Annotated in this window: 13 protein-coding genes and 2 other annotated features; all 13 genes read left to right on the top strand. The window is 38.8% G+C overall.

The genetic code is table 11. The features are described 5' to 3' along the window. Positions 1-11: 11 nt before the first annotated feature. The 13 genes from polA to NSQ95_RS12300 all read left to right on the top strand — a co-directional run bounded on the left by polA (position 12) and on the right by NSQ95_RS12300 (position 13,315). The gene (gene polA / locus NSQ95_RS12360; protein ID WP_342559716.1) at positions 12-2,639 is read left to right on the top strand and encodes a DNA polymerase I; all 2,628 of its coding nucleotides are present in this window, start codon (positions 12-14) and stop codon (positions 2,637-2,639) included. A 12-nt stretch (positions 2,640-2,651) separates the two neighbouring features. Continuing rightward, positions 2,652-3,527, top strand: a complete 876-nt coding sequence (mutM, locus tag NSQ95_RS12355) for a bifunctional DNA-formamidopyrimidine glycosylase/DNA-(apurinic or apyrimidinic site) lyase (protein WP_342559715.1) — start codon at positions 2,652-2,654, stop codon at positions 3,525-3,527. 13 nt (positions 3,528-3,540) lie between these two features. Continuing rightward, positions 3,541-4,128, top strand: a complete 588-nt coding sequence (gene coaE / locus NSQ95_RS12350; RefSeq protein WP_340883048.1) for a dephospho-CoA kinase — start codon at positions 3,541-3,543, stop codon at positions 4,126-4,128. A 124-nt stretch (positions 4,129-4,252) separates the two neighbouring features. After that, positions 4,253-5,257, top strand: coding sequence for a glyceraldehyde-3-phosphate dehydrogenase (locus NSQ95_RS12345; RefSeq protein ID WP_169360303.1), 1,005 nt, complete (start codon positions 4,253-4,255; stop codon positions 5,255-5,257). A gap of 277 nt (positions 5,258-5,534) precedes the next feature. Then, complete coding sequence (speD, locus tag NSQ95_RS12340; protein WP_169360302.1) at positions 5,535-5,918, top strand: adenosylmethionine decarboxylase; 384 nt, start codon at positions 5,535-5,537, stop codon at positions 5,916-5,918. A gap of 118 nt (positions 5,919-6,036) precedes the next feature. Continuing rightward, positions 6,037-6,501 carry a transcriptional regulator NrdR gene (nrdR, locus tag NSQ95_RS12335; protein ID WP_169360301.1) on the top strand — a complete coding sequence of 155 codons (465 nt, stop codon included), beginning with the start codon at positions 6,037-6,039 and terminating at the stop codon, positions 6,499-6,501. A gap of 30 nt (positions 6,502-6,531) precedes the next feature. Continuing rightward, complete coding sequence (locus tag NSQ95_RS12330) at positions 6,532-7,887, top strand: DnaD domain protein (protein WP_342560813.1); 1,356 nt, start codon at positions 6,532-6,534, stop codon at positions 7,885-7,887. 9 nt (positions 7,888-7,896) lie between these two features. Continuing rightward, positions 7,897-8,838 (top strand): primosomal protein DnaI, encoded by a 942-nt coding sequence (gene dnaI / locus NSQ95_RS12325; protein WP_340883049.1) that lies wholly within the window; start codon positions 7,897-7,899, stop codon positions 8,836-8,838. Positions 8,839-8,888: 50 nt separating this feature from the next. After that, positions 8,889-9,115, top strand: a binding site (T-box leader). A 293-nt stretch (positions 9,116-9,408) separates the two neighbouring features. After that, positions 9,409-11,337 carry a threonine--tRNA ligase gene (gene thrS, locus NSQ95_RS12320; RefSeq protein WP_340883050.1) on the top strand — a complete coding sequence of 643 codons (1,929 nt, stop codon included), beginning with the start codon at positions 9,409-9,411 and terminating at the stop codon, positions 11,335-11,337. Between the two features lie 71 nt (positions 11,338-11,408). Beyond that, positions 11,409-11,555 (top strand) — a sequence feature (ribosomal protein L20 leader region). 81 nt (positions 11,556-11,636) lie between these two features. Further along, positions 11,637-12,158, top strand: a complete 522-nt coding sequence (infC, locus tag NSQ95_RS12315) for a translation initiation factor IF-3 (protein WP_251553479.1) — start codon at positions 11,637-11,639, stop codon at positions 12,156-12,158. Between the two features lie 30 nt (positions 12,159-12,188). Beyond that, the gene (gene rpmI, locus NSQ95_RS12310; protein WP_053588661.1) at positions 12,189-12,389 is read left to right on the top strand and encodes a 50S ribosomal protein L35; all 201 of its coding nucleotides are present in this window, start codon (positions 12,189-12,191) and stop codon (positions 12,387-12,389) included. A gap of 47 nt (positions 12,390-12,436) precedes the next feature. After that, on the top strand, positions 12,437-12,796 hold the full coding sequence (rplT, locus tag NSQ95_RS12305) for a 50S ribosomal protein L20 (RefSeq protein ID WP_169360298.1): 360 nt from the start codon (positions 12,437-12,439) through the stop codon (positions 12,794-12,796). A gap of 234 nt (positions 12,797-13,030) precedes the next feature. Beyond that, positions 13,031-13,315, top strand: coding sequence for a DUF1294 domain-containing protein (locus tag NSQ95_RS12300; RefSeq protein WP_340883051.1), 285 nt, complete (start codon positions 13,031-13,033; stop codon positions 13,313-13,315). Positions 13,316-13,559 lie beyond the last annotated feature (244 nt).

Here is a 13,559-nt window from a genome sequence, read left to right as displayed (position 1 = left end):
GTGAATGATTCATGTCATCTGAAAAAATTCTATTATTAGATGGGAATAGTTTAGCTTATCGTGCATTCTTTGCCCTTCCTTTATTAACGAACGAACATGGAATACATACAAACGCTGTTTACGGCTTTACAATGATGCTTCAAAAAATTATGGATGAAGAGAATCCTACACACATGCTCGTGGCATTTGATGCAGGGAAAACTACCTTCCGCCATTCCACTTTTGAAGAATATAAGGGAGGAAGACAGAAAACTCCACCCGAGCTTTCAGAGCAATTTCCATATTTACGCAAGCTTATAGATGCTTATGGCATTAAACGATATGAGCTGGAAATGTACGAGGCAGACGATATTATAGGGACGCTAAGTCGACAGGCTGAAAAGAAGGGACAGCAGGTTGTCATTGTGTCAGGAGACAAGGATTTAACTCAGCTAGCTACTGATTCGACTACAGTGTATATTACGAGAAAAGGAATTACAGACATAGAGAAATATACACCAGAGCACGTTCAAGAAAAATACGGACTTACACCACTTCAAATCATCGATATGAAGGGATTAATGGGGGATTCCTCTGATAACATTCCGGGAGTTCCAGGCGTTGGTGAAAAAACAGCCATTAAACTTTTAAAGGAGCATGGATCTGTTGAGCAACTATATCAAGCGCTCGATTCAGTTAGTGGTGCTAAGCTAAAGGAAAAGCTTATAGCCAATGAGGAACAGGCTAAGATGAGTAAGGAGCTTGCAACTATTGAAATAAACGCTCCTATCGATGTGTCACTTGAGGATATCACTTATAGTGGTCCAAATATGGATGAAGTCATTTCTATATGGAAGGAACTATCCTTTAAAACTTTATTAGAAAAAACGGAGTATGTTGCAGAGGAGCATTCTACCACGGAAACGACTTTTGAAATTGTAGAGAACGTGAACTCTAGTTTCTTAGTAGATGAAATGTCCCTGCACTTGGAATTATATGATGAACAGTACCATAGAGCCGATTTATTGGGCATTGCGTTGTCAGATGGGGAAAAATCTTATTTTATCCCTGGAGAAACAGCTTTCCAATCAAAAGAATTTTGTGCTTGGCTAGAGGATGAGTCCAAAACAAAGTATGTCGTGGATTCAAAAGCAACTCAAGCAGTAAGCAGAAAACATGGAGTAAGCATTGCTGGGGTGGAGTTTGATCTAATACTGGCAGCCTATATAGATAATGCATCTTTGTCTGCAGATGATGTAGCAACGATAGGGAAAGAATATGGTTATTATAATGTATTAAGCAATGAGCAAATTTACGGAAAAGGAGCCAAAAAGTCTGTTCCCGAGCAAGAGAAGCTTGCGGAGCATGCAACTAGAAAGGCATTAGCTTTATGGCATTTAAAACCTATCCTTGAAAAGAAATTAAAAGAAAATGAACAATTTAAGCTATACAAGGAGTTGGAATTACCACTAGCATCTATTCTAGGGACAATGGAGTCAGATGGAGTAAAAGTGGATAAACAAGTACTTGTTGAAATGGGCCATGATTTAGAAATCAAGCTGAAGCAAATTGAAGGTGACATCCATGCTTTAGCGGGAGAAGAATTTAATATTAATTCTCCAAAGCAGCTTGGCGTCATTCTTTTTGAAAAGCTAGGACTGCCACCTATTAAGAAAACGAAGACTGGCTATTCTACAGCAGCCGATGTGTTAGAGAAACTAGCTAGTGAGCATGAAATTATTGAACAGATTCTAATGTACCGTCAATTAGGGAAGTTAAATTCAACCTATATCGAAGGACTTTTAAAAGAAATCCATGAGAGTGACGAGAAAATTCATACTAGATACCAGCAGGCTCTAACAACAACAGGGCGCTTAAGCTCTATCAATCCTAACTTGCAAAATATTCCTATCCGTCTTGAAGAAGGTAGAAAAATTCGTAAAGCGTTTGTACCAAGTAATCCTGAATGGGTTATGTTTGCAGCTGATTATTCTCAAATAGAGCTACGGGTGCTTGCACATATGGCAGAGGATGCAAACCTGATGGAAGCCTTTAAGAATAATATGGATATCCATACTAAAACCGCTATGGATGTATTCCATGTAGAGGCAGACGCTGTTGATTCTAATATGCGCCGTGCAGCAAAAGCAGTTAACTTTGGTATTGTTTATGGAATTAGTGATTACGGTCTATCTCAAAGCTTAGATATTACTCGTAAAGAAGCTGCTATATTTATCGAGAAGTATTTGAAAAGCTTCCCTGGAGTAAAGGAATATATGGATGACAGTATTCAAACAGCTAAGCAAAAAGGTTTCGTTACGACCATTTTGAACCGTAGAAGATATTTGCCGGAAATAACTAGCTCTAATTTTAATCTGAGAAGCTTTGCTGAACGCACAGCTATGAATACGCCTATACAAGGAAGCGCAGCAGATATCATTAAAAAAGCGATGATTGATATGGCAGCACGACTTAAAAAAGAAAACATGCAAACCAAGATGCTTCTTCAAGTGCATGATGAGCTAATATTCGAGGCTCCTCCAGAAGAGATTGCACTGCTTGAGAAAATCGTTCCTGAGGTAATGGAATCTGCGATTGAGCTAAACGTTCCTCTTAAAGTGGAGTATGCGTTTGGATCATCTTGGTACGATACAAAGTAAGGAGTTTTATGTATGCCAGAATTACCAGAGGTGGAAGGTGTTGTTCGAGGACTTCAGCCTGTTGTCACAGGTAAATTGATTCAATCAGTGGATGTTTCTCCAACCATCATAAAATCAAAGCAAGTTGGAAAGGAAGCTATTATCAAGGGAGCAGACGTGGAGTCATTCCAGGCTGCTCTTCCTGGTATGGTGATCGCTCGAATTGAACGGCGCTCGAAATATATTTATTTTCATTTGAAAAACCAATATGGAGAACCATTTCTACTCGTTTCACATTTGGGCATGTCTGGTGCTTGGTTCTATGTAAGGACCTTGGATGACATCTTAGAGGAAAAGTTTAAAAAGCATAGTCATGTTACTCTTCATTTTGAAGAAGGAGAAATGCTTGTATATGCGGACATACGTCGGTTTGGCGAGCTACGTCTGCTAGAAACCGAAGCAGACTATCCACCTTTACTTTTGATGGCTCCCGAGCCTTTTGACGATGGAGCATTAGAGCATTTTCTACAGATGAGTCTCTTGCCGCGCTATGAAAACAAAGCTATCAAGGAGTTCATCATGGATGGTCATGTCGTTTCAGGCTGTGGCAATATATATGCCACAGAGGCATTATTTAATCTTAGAATACATCCTGCCCGGACAGTAAAAAGAATAAGTAAAGCAAGAAAAATTCAACTGTTTCAGGAAATAGTGACAGTACTGTTAGACAGCATTGAAAATGGTGGAAGTACTATTTCAGATTATCGCTCTATTAATGGTGGAGCAGGAACGATGCAGCATAGATTACAAATGTATAGCAAAAAAAGCTGCCCAATCTGTGGGAAGGCTACCAAGCAAAAAACAATAGCTGGCCGAACATCTACCTATTGTGGTTCGTGCCAAAAGTAACGGAGGATTCATCATGATCATTGGATTGACTGGAAGTATCGCTAGCGGCAAAAGTACGGTGTCAAATATGCTGAAAGAAATGGGATATCCCATTATTGATGCAGATCTTGTAGCAAGAATCGTTGTGGAAAAAGGAACAGATGCTCTTCAGGCAATAACGGAGGTTTTTGGAGACGAGATACTTAATGCGGATGGTGAACTAAATCGTCCGAAGCTAGGTGAAATAATTTTTTCTTCACCCGCCCAAAGAAAACAGCTGAATGATATTATGCATCCGGCCATTCGAGCGGAAATGATGAGACAAAAAGAGGAAATGTTACTAGCAGGTCATCCGGTTATTATAATGGATATCCCATTGCTTTTTGAAAGTAAGCTCCAATCTTACGTGGATAAAATTATTGTCGTTACTGTATCAGAAGAAACTCAACTGAACAGGCTAATGGCTAGAAATAATTATTCCAAAGAGGAAGCAAAAGCAAGAATTCAATCTCAGTTGCCTTTGTCTATTAAGGAGAAGGGCGCAGATGCTGTCATTTATAATAATGGTACTTTGGAGTCAACTAGGGAGCAGCTAGAAAAAATTCTTAGAGCTTGGAAGTAATAATTATTTGAAAATAACGAATTTAAAAACAGGGTATTTTAAGGCTACATAATTCTAAAATTGTGTTATACTAATGCATGATTATAAAAGAAAAAGTATCACACGTTATAGGAGGACTTATTATATGTCAGCTTCAATTGCAATCAATGGTTTTGGAAGAATCGGAAGAATGGTATTTCGCCAAGCAATCGTACAAGAGGAACTTAATGTAGTAGCTATTAATGCTAGATACCCATTAGAAACTTTAGCTCACCTAATAAGATATGATTCTACACATGGAACTTTCTCTGGAGAAATTGAGATTGGAGATAATGCTCTAATCGTAAATGGTAAACATGTACAGATCGTAAACGAGCGTGAGCCAGAAAAACTTCCATGGAAAGAATTGAATGTGGATATCGTAATTGAATCTACTGGTAAATTCAATGATGGAGAAAAAGCATCAGGTCACATAAAAGCTGGGGCTAAGAAGGTCGTTATTACAGCACCTGCCAAAAATGAGGATGCAACGATTGTCATTGGTGTAAATGATGAAAAGCTAGACGTAGTAAATCACCAAATCATCTCAAATGCAAGCTGTACAACTAATTGTTTGGCACCAGTAGTAAAAGTATTAAACGATGCCTTTGGTATTGAAAACGGTTTAATGACTACAGTTCATGCCTATACAAATGACCAAAATAATTTAGATAACCCCCATAAAGATTTAAGACGTGCGCGTTCTTGTGGGCAATCTATTATTCCTACTTCGACCGGTGCAGCGAAAGCCCTTTCACTTGTATTGCCAGAGCTAGAAGGAAAGATTCATGGAATGGCTTTACGCGTTCCTACTCCTAATGTTTCTTTAGTAGATTTAGTTGTGGATGTTCAACAAGAAGTGACAGCGGAAGAAGTAAATGCTGCGTTCCAAAAAGCAGCCGAGGGCTCTATGAAGGGCATTTTGGGAATTACTCATGAGCCATTGGTTTCGATTGATTTCAATACAACTACTAATTCTAGTACTGTAGATGGACTGACTACTATGGTAATGGGTAAAACAAAAGTTAAAGTACTTGCTTGGTATGATAATGAATGGGGTTATTCAGCAAGAGTGGTAGACTTAGCTAAAAAAGTTGCAAGTGGATTGTAATATCGTAATAACTTATTTTATTTAATTTAATTGAGTCTGACATTATGCTTCACTAATGAGTGTTTTTCCTAATATTAACATAATGCCTACCTCTTTCTAGTATTACTAGAAAGAGGTTTTTTTATATTGCACTATTAGTTAATATGTTTTATAATGGAAATCGTGTACTTCTAGTACATAGACTACTTAAAGGGTTAGGACCTCTTAGGACTAACTTTCCCCCGTGGTAGTCAACTTTGATGTTAAAAATAAAACTTATCAAAGGGGGAAACGGACATTGGAGACAATGGGACGTCACATTATTGCAGAACTATGGGAGTGCGATTTCGACAAACTTAACGATATGCAATTTATCGAACAAACATTTGTTGATGCTGCACTAAAATCAGGTGCAGAAGTTAGAGAAGTTGCATTTCACAAATTTGCACCACAAGGTGTAAGTGGAGTCGTTATAATTTCCGAGTCGCATTTAACGATTCACAGCTTTCCAGAGCACGGTTATGCAAGCATTGATGTGTATACTTGTGGTGATTTAGATCCATCAATCGCGGCTAACTATATTGCAGATGCTCTTAATGCTGGAACACGCGAAACGCTCGAAATGCCACGTGGAATGGGTCCAGTCAAGGCACCTAAAGAACGCATGACAGTTCAAGTGTAATGAAACATGAACAAAACTGAGTGAGCAGAGGAATTTATTCCTCTGCTTTTTCGATTTTATGAGGAAAAGTTGTTATAATAGGTATACAAAATTAAAGCAAACGTTTAGGAGAGGTTCTATGAAATGCCCAGCATGCCAATTTAATGGCACTAAAGTGGTCGATTCCAGACCGATAGATGATAATAAGGCAATTAGAAGAAGGAGAGAGTGTGAGGATTGTGGGTTTCGCTTCACGACCTTTGAAAAGGTAGAGGAAACTCCTTTAATTGTCGTAAAGAAAGATGGATCTCGAGAAGAATTCAGCCGAGAGAAAATATTGCGAGGGCTAATACGTGCATGTGAGAAGAGACCTGTTGCACTTGACCAATTAGAGGAAGTTGTGTTTTATATTGAAAAGGAACTAAGAAGAACAGGTAACTCTGAAGTTAAATCAGAGGAAGTTGGCGAAAAGGTCATGGACAAGCTTGCTGAGATTGATGAGGTTGCCTATGTAAGATTCGCTTCTGTATATCGCCAGTTTAAAGACATAAATGTTTTCATTGATGAGTTAAAGGAAATCTTAAAAAAGAATCCTTCATTATAAGCAATTATTTAAGGAGTAGGTAAACAAGTGATGTTATATAAGGAGCTACACTCGACAGATACATATATGATTCGCTTGCCGTATTCTTTTTCTGACTATGATCGTCAGCTGCTGACGTTATTTTATCAGCCACTAGTCGGAGCAGAAAGCATGAGCCTTTATTTGACGTTATGGGCTGATGGAGAAATGCAAAGTGAAAACCAATGGACACATTATCATTTATTAAATGTCCTTGGTTTATCATTGGGAAAAGTTTTTCAAGCTAGAATTGCGCTAGAAGCAATTGGCCTGCTGCGCACATGGCAAAAGCCCAATGGAGATGGACGCAGCTTCTGCTATGAACTTGAAGCTCCTCTAGATGCGGAATCTTTTCTAAAGGATCCTTTGTTATCCATGTACCTACTAAACAAAATTGGAGAAAGTGCATATAAACAGCTTAGAAGCCGTTACATTCAAACGTCTAACTGGCAACATGAGTATACAGACGTCTCAAGAACCTTTGTGGATGTTTTTAAACCAACTACTAAAACAGGTTTACCTGCATCAACGGAAGAAAATTTCCAGTCAAAGACACGAAATAGTTCTGTACCTTTCTATTACGAGGATTTCGATTTCTCCTTGCTACAAGATGGTCTATCTGAGCAACTGGTTCCGAAGTCTGCCATGACAACAGAAGCTAAGGAAGTAATTGCAAAGCTTGCATTTTTGTATAATCTATCGCCGGTAGAAATGCAAAAGGTCGTTATTCTAGCTTTGGATGATGAACTTCGTCTTTCGGATGCTAGATTGAAAAAAGCTTGTGCAGAGTATTATAAGTTAACGGTCTCTCGCACTGCCCCAGTTATTCAAAAAATAGAACCAGCTTCGAAAGTAGTACAAACAGATGAAAAGAAACTAACCAAAGAAGAAGAGCTGATTCAATATTTGGAAACGACTGCTCCTGCAAAGGTCTTGAAGGATATTGCTAATGGGAAAGAACCTATACTTGCAGACGTTCAGTTAGCCAATTATTTTGTCACGCATTATAAAATGCCTATCGGGGTAGTTAATGTCCTGTTACAATATGTGCTTCTTCGTACAGACATGAAGCTGACGAAGAATTATGCAGAAAAGATTGCTTCTCACTGGATGCGCAAGGACGTTAAAACAGCTAAGGAAGCTATGGAATTAGCAAGAAACGAGCATGAGCAGTACATGAAATGGAAAAGCGAAGGATCTAAGCAAAAGACATATTCGAAAAAACCGACTAGAGAAGAAAAGGTGCCAGATTGGTTTTATAAAAAAGATGACGAGTTAAAGCTTACAGGAAAAGAGACAAATGGCATACAAGATATAGATGCTGAAAGGCAAAAGCTATTAGAAGAACTAGGAATGATGAAAAGGTAGGTGAAGGAAATGGAACGGATTAATGAAACGCTCAAAAGAGTAGTCACTCCTGAATTTACTTCTCGATTGGATGAGTTGCAGCAGGAAGTATTAGAGGAACCGAATATACAAGCATTTATAGAGGAAAACTCAGATGTAATATCTAAACAGGTAATTAATCGGAGCTTGAGTAAGTTATATGAATATAAATCACAGTCTCACGATTGCAAGGGCTGTCCTTCCTTAGACGAATGTGCGAATTTTATGAAGGGCTATGAGCCGAAGCTAGTGTTAGACCGGAGCCTAATAGATGTTGAGTATGTAAGGTGTAAACGAGGGGTTATAGAGGATGAGCGTAAAAAAGTGACCTCTATGATAGACAGTATTCATATGCCTAAAGAGGTGATGGAGGCTAGTCTCTCAAGCTTAGACTTACAAGATGATAGCCGTGTTGTAGCAGTTCGAGCTGCTAAGGACTTCTTAAATGAATGGGAAAGAACAAATAAATTGCCTGCAAAAGGACTTTATATTTACGGGAAGTTTGGAGTCGGTAAGTCCTACTTATTGGGCGCACTAGCAAATGAACTAGCAGCTAGACATATTCATTCAGTAGTTGTATACGTCCCTGAATTTCTTCGCGAAATGAAACAGGCTATACAAGATCAATCTCTTCCTGAAAAAGTAGAGTTTGTAAAAAAAGCACCTGTGCTTATGCTAGACGATATTGGTGCAGAAACAATGTCTAGCTGGACTCGTGATGAAATTATAGGAACTATTCTCCACTACAGGATGTCAGAACAGCTTCCAACCTTTATGTCTTCTAACTTTAACTATGATGAATTACAGCATCATCTTTCTTATACTCAACGAGGAGAAAAAGAGGTAGTAAAAGCAGGACGTATTATGGAACGGATCAAGGCGCTGACTATACCAGTTGCTCTTCAAGGGAAGAACTGGAGAGAGCATAAATAACTACTTGCAAATGCTAAAGTCGTGGCGTATAATCATTTTCATAAGAACAAGTAGATGCGTTGAAGAGGATAATGATCAGTTTGTACGACTTTTTAGAGAGAGAAGCCTTGGCTGAAAGCTTCTTAAGCACCGGCAATCGATTTACCACCTCCGAGCAGCAGCTGTGAAATTGTAGTAGCAGCTTGCCGGTCACCGGTCCGTTAACCGATGCAAAGCTTCGTCTATATTCGTATAGATAGAAGAAGGGTGGAACCACGATTTAAACCTCGTCCCTTTACCGGGACGGGGTTTTTTTGTTGTTTAGGAAATTAAAAAATTCTGAACATGTGAATCAATTGATGTCTAGCTCCACCGCCTTGCCCCTCGGGGTCAAATGGATAAAAGCTGTGGTGGCTGAGGAACTACCTCCTCGCTTTTCCCCATTTGCCTGTCGGGGCAGATACAGGCGCCTCCGCTTTTCTTGTTTTGTCTAAAAATAATGAATCGTCTTACCTAAACCAACTAATCTGCTCTAGGGAAGAGCAGTCTTAGGCTAATACTTAATCTAAAAATTATTAAGGAGTGTTCAACGTGGCAGATGTTATTAAATTACAATTTCCAGATGGAGCAGTAAAAGAGTTTCCTTCATCAACAACTACAGAAGAAATAGCACAATCTATTAGTCCAGGGCTTCGAAAAAAAGCTTTAGCAGGTAAATTAAGCGGTCAGCTGATCGATCTTAAAACACCAATTACTGAGGATGGAGAGATTGCGATTATTACTCCCGAGTCAGATGAAGCGTTAGAAATTCTGCGTCATAGTTCAGCTCACTTACTGGCACAAGCAGTAAAGCGTCTATTTAAAGATGTAAAGCTAGGAATCGGACCAGTCATTGAAAATGGTTTCTACTATGATATTGACTCACCAGAGCCAATTACAGCTGATGACTTACCGTTAATAGAAAAAGAAATGAAAAAAATTATTAATGAAAACATCGAAATTATTCGTCATGACGTTTCTCGCGAAGAAGCTTTTGAAAAGTTTCAGGATGATGAGTATAAAGTAGAGCTTCTTGAAGCGATACCAGCTGGAGAACAAGTTTCGATTTACGAGCAAGGAGATTTCTTTGACCTTTGCCGTGGTGTTCATGTTCCTTCTACAGGAAAGCTAAAAGAGTTTAAACTGTTAAGCATTGCAGGAGCATATTGGAGAGGTAACAGTGACAATAAAATGCTTCAACGTATTTACGGAACTGCATTCTTTAAAAAAGAGGACCTTCAAGCGCATCTTAAAATGTTGGAAGAGGCAAAAGAACGTGACCATCGTAAAATTGGTAAGGAGCTAGAGCTTTTCACTAACTCTTTAAAGGTTGGACAAGGTTTGCCTCTATGGTTACCAAACGGTGCAACTATCCGACGCGTAATTGAGCGTTATATTGTAGACAAGGAGCTAAAGCTTGGTTACAAACACGTTTACACACCAGTTTTAGGGTCTAAAGAACTTTATGAGACATCAGGACATTGGGAGCATTACCAAGACTCTATGTTCCCTCCTATGGAGATGGACAATGAAACACTAGTATTGCGTCCAATGAACTGTCCGCACCATATGATGATATTCAAAAACGGTATGCATTCTTATCGTAACCTTCCTCTACGAATCGCGGAGCTAGGAACAATGCACCGCTATGAAATGTCTGGAGCAGTATCAGGACTTCAACGTGTACGTGGGATGACTTTGAACGATGCCCATTTATTTGTACGTCCAGATCAAATTAAATTGGAATTCCAAAAGGTTGTTGAATTAATCATCTCTGTCTATAAAGACTTTGACTTGAAAGATTACTCATTCCGTTTATCTTACAGAGACCCTAACAATAAAGAAAAGTACTTTGACGACGATGTAATGTGGGAAAAAGCTCAAAGTATGCTAAAAGAAGCTATGGATGAATTAGGATTAGATTATATTGAAGCAGAAGACGAAGCAGCATTCTACGGTCCAAAACTAGATGTTCAAGTGAAAACTGCTATTGGTAAGGAAGAAACATTATCAACAGTTCAATTAGACTTCTTACTACCAGAGCGCTTTGATCTAACATATGTAGGAGAAGATGGAAAACCGCATCGTCCTGTCGTTATTCACCGTGGAGTAGTTTCTACTATGGAACGTTTTGTTGCATTCCTAATCGAAGAATACAAAGGAGCTTTCCCAACTTGGTTGGCACCAGTACAAGTTGAGATTATTCCAGTTTCTAATGAAGTACATTTCGAGTATGCTAAGCAAATTGAAGAGCAATTAGTTGCAGGTGGGTTCCGTGTAGAAATGGATGACCGCGAAGAAAAGCTTGGCTACAAGATTCGCGAAGCACAAATGCAAAAGATTCCTTATATGCTAGTGCTAGGAGATAAAGAGTTAGAATCAGGTAATGTAAACGTTCGTAAATATGGAGAGCAAAAATCCGAAAGTATTCCTTTCGACGAATTTTTAGCTCGTTTGCAAGAAGAAGTAGCACACAATTAATTATATAATTATATTGTTGACAAATAGTTTTGTGGATGGTATAGTTATTTAGGTTATTGAATACAAGTTTGTGGTATAAGAAGAGGCTGCCCGCTTCTCACCTGCTCGACACATTGGTTGTTGACTGGTAAGCACACGATCGACTGTAATATGTAGTTGCTACATATTTCTCATATCGGCGGGCAGACATTAACAGATGTCTGCTCGCTTTTTTATTGGATCGAAAACGGCGTGACTGATTCGTTTCTACGGAATTTATGCCCAAACCATGTATTCGCGACACTATCTGGAGGTGGATCATTATTAGCAAAGACATGTATGTGAACGATGGCATTCGAGCACGCGAACTACGCGTTATTGATCAAAATGGTGATCAATTAGGTTTAAAAACACGTAACGAAGCACTTGAAATAGCAGGTCGTGTAAATTTGGATCTTGTCCTTGTGGCTCCTCAAGCCAAGCCACCGGTCGCTCGTATCATGGACTATGGTAAATTCAAATTTGAGCAGCAAAAGAAAGATCGTGAAGTTCGTAAAAATCAAAAAGTTATCGTAATGAAAGAGGTTCGCTTGAGCCCGACTATCGATGAGCATGATTTCCAAACGAAATTGAAAAACGCGATCAAGTTCCTTGAAAAAGGAGACAAAGTGAAAGCATCTATTCGCTTTAAAGGTCGTGCCATTACTCATAAAGAGATCGGACAACGAGTTTTAGATAGATTTGCAGAAGCTTGTGCGGAAGTATCCACTATCGAGTCAAAACCGAAAATGGACGGACGCAGTATGTTCTTGGTGCTTGCACCGAAGAACGAAAAACAGTAATAGAGTACAATTGTTTAGGAGGAATTCGACATGCCGAAAATGAAAACTCACCGTGGAGCTGCAAAGCGTTTCAAAAAAACGGGTACAGGTAAATTAAAACATGACCGTGCTTTTGGAAGCCACTTATTCGCTAACAAATCTACTAAAGCTAAACGTAAACTACGTAAAACTAAAGTAGCTTCTTCAGGCGATTACAAACGTATCAAAACTTTACTTACTTACATGAAATAATTTAAACGAAATCAAATTATTCGAAAGAATAGCAGGAGGTAATGAACATGCCACGCGTAAAAGGCGGAACAGTGACGCGCAAGCGTCGTAAAAAGGTATTAAAATTAGCTAAAGGTTATTACGGTTCTAAACATACATTATATAAAGTAGCAAACCAACAGGTTATGAAATCTTTAATGTATGCATACCGTGACCGTCGTCAAAAGAAACGTGAATTCCGTAAACTATGGATCACACGTATCAATGCGGCAGCTCGTATGAACGGACTTTCTTACAGCCGTTTAATGCACGGATTGAAATTAGCTGAAATCGAAGTAAACCGTAAAATGTTAGCTGAATTAGCTGTAACTGATGCAGCAGCATTTACACAAATTGCTGATTTAGCAAAAAAAGCAATCAACAAATAAGTTAGATGAAAAGGCTGATAGATTTTCTATCAGCCTTTTTTTACAATCTAATTTAGTTTTCCTGTCAGGGGCAGAGATAGGGGCTTATGCTTTTCATATTGTCTAGCTTCAGCCCCTTGCCCCTCGGGGTCAAATGGATAAAAGCTGCGGTGGCTGGAGAGCTGCCTCCTCGCTTTTCCCCATTTGCCTGTCGGGGCAGAGATAGGGGCTTATGCTTTTCTAAGGAGGATTATTATGGTTAATGTGATTCTTATTTTTATTTTATTAATGTCGGTGTCAGCGTTCCTATTGATGGGCTATGATAAGTCCCAAGCAAAGAAAAGGGGACAAAGAATATCGGAAAAAACATTATGGACTTTCGCAATCTTTGGTGGAGGAATAGGTGCGTATTTAGGGATGCAGCTATTTCGTCATAAAACATTGCATACTAGCTTTCGTGTAGGTTTTCTTATGCTATTGATCGTGTATGTCTTTCTAATTGTCTGGTTACTGACAGATAATAGTCCCATAATATTCTAGTCTCAGTAGTAGAAAACATAATTCCGAAGGGTAATTCGTATGAACTTAATGAGAGGACTGAGATGATGACTAAATACAATAAGTATTTACTACCAATGATAGGTCTAATAGGAGTGACTATAATAGGACTCCTTTTAATAATTGTTACGTCTAGTTATTTTCATACAAAGGAAATTAACTTACTCACCAGCGGTTGCACTAAAACTGGGGGAGCTTCGACTTTGGTAATACATAATAACTTAAC

Source organism: Psychrobacillus sp. FSL W7-1457 (genome assembly GCF_038593405.1).
In the GTDB taxonomy this organism is placed as follows: Bacteria; Bacillota; Bacilli; order Bacillales_A; family Planococcaceae; genus Psychrobacillus.
The sequence above is the reverse complement of the archived record's forward strand: the minus strand, read 5'-3'. Positions and strand labels throughout refer to the sequence as shown.

Bases quoted from the DNA above. Each gene is read 5' to 3' on its own strand.
- dnaI (WP_340883049.1), top strand. From the start codon at position 7,897: ATGGAACGGATTAATGAAACGCTCAAAAGAGTAGTCACTCCTGAATTT.
- NSQ95_RS12330 (WP_342560813.1), top strand. From the start codon at position 6,532: ATGTTATATAAGGAGCTACACTCGACAGATACATATATGATTCGCTTG.
- rplT (WP_169360298.1), top strand. From the start codon at position 12,437: ATGCCACGCGTAAAAGGCGGAACAGTGACGCGCAAGCGTCGTAAAAAG.
- mutM (WP_342559715.1), top strand. From the start codon at position 2,652: ATGCCAGAATTACCAGAGGTGGAAGGTGTTGTTCGAGGACTTCAGCCT.
- NSQ95_RS12300 (WP_340883051.1), top strand. From the start codon at position 13,031: ATGGTTAATGTGATTCTTATTTTTATTTTATTAATGTCGGTGTCAGCG.
- rpmI (WP_053588661.1), top strand. From the start codon at position 12,189: ATGCCGAAAATGAAAACTCACCGTGGAGCTGCAAAGCGTTTCAAAAAA.
- coaE (WP_340883048.1), top strand. From the start codon at position 3,541: ATGATCATTGGATTGACTGGAAGTATCGCTAGCGGCAAAAGTACGGTG.
- NSQ95_RS12345 (WP_169360303.1), top strand. From the start codon at position 4,253: ATGTCAGCTTCAATTGCAATCAATGGTTTTGGAAGAATCGGAAGAATG.
- nrdR (WP_169360301.1), top strand. From the start codon at position 6,037: ATGAAATGCCCAGCATGCCAATTTAATGGCACTAAAGTGGTCGATTCC.
- polA (WP_342559716.1), top strand. From the start codon at position 12: ATGTCATCTGAAAAAATTCTATTATTAGATGGGAATAGTTTAGCTTAT.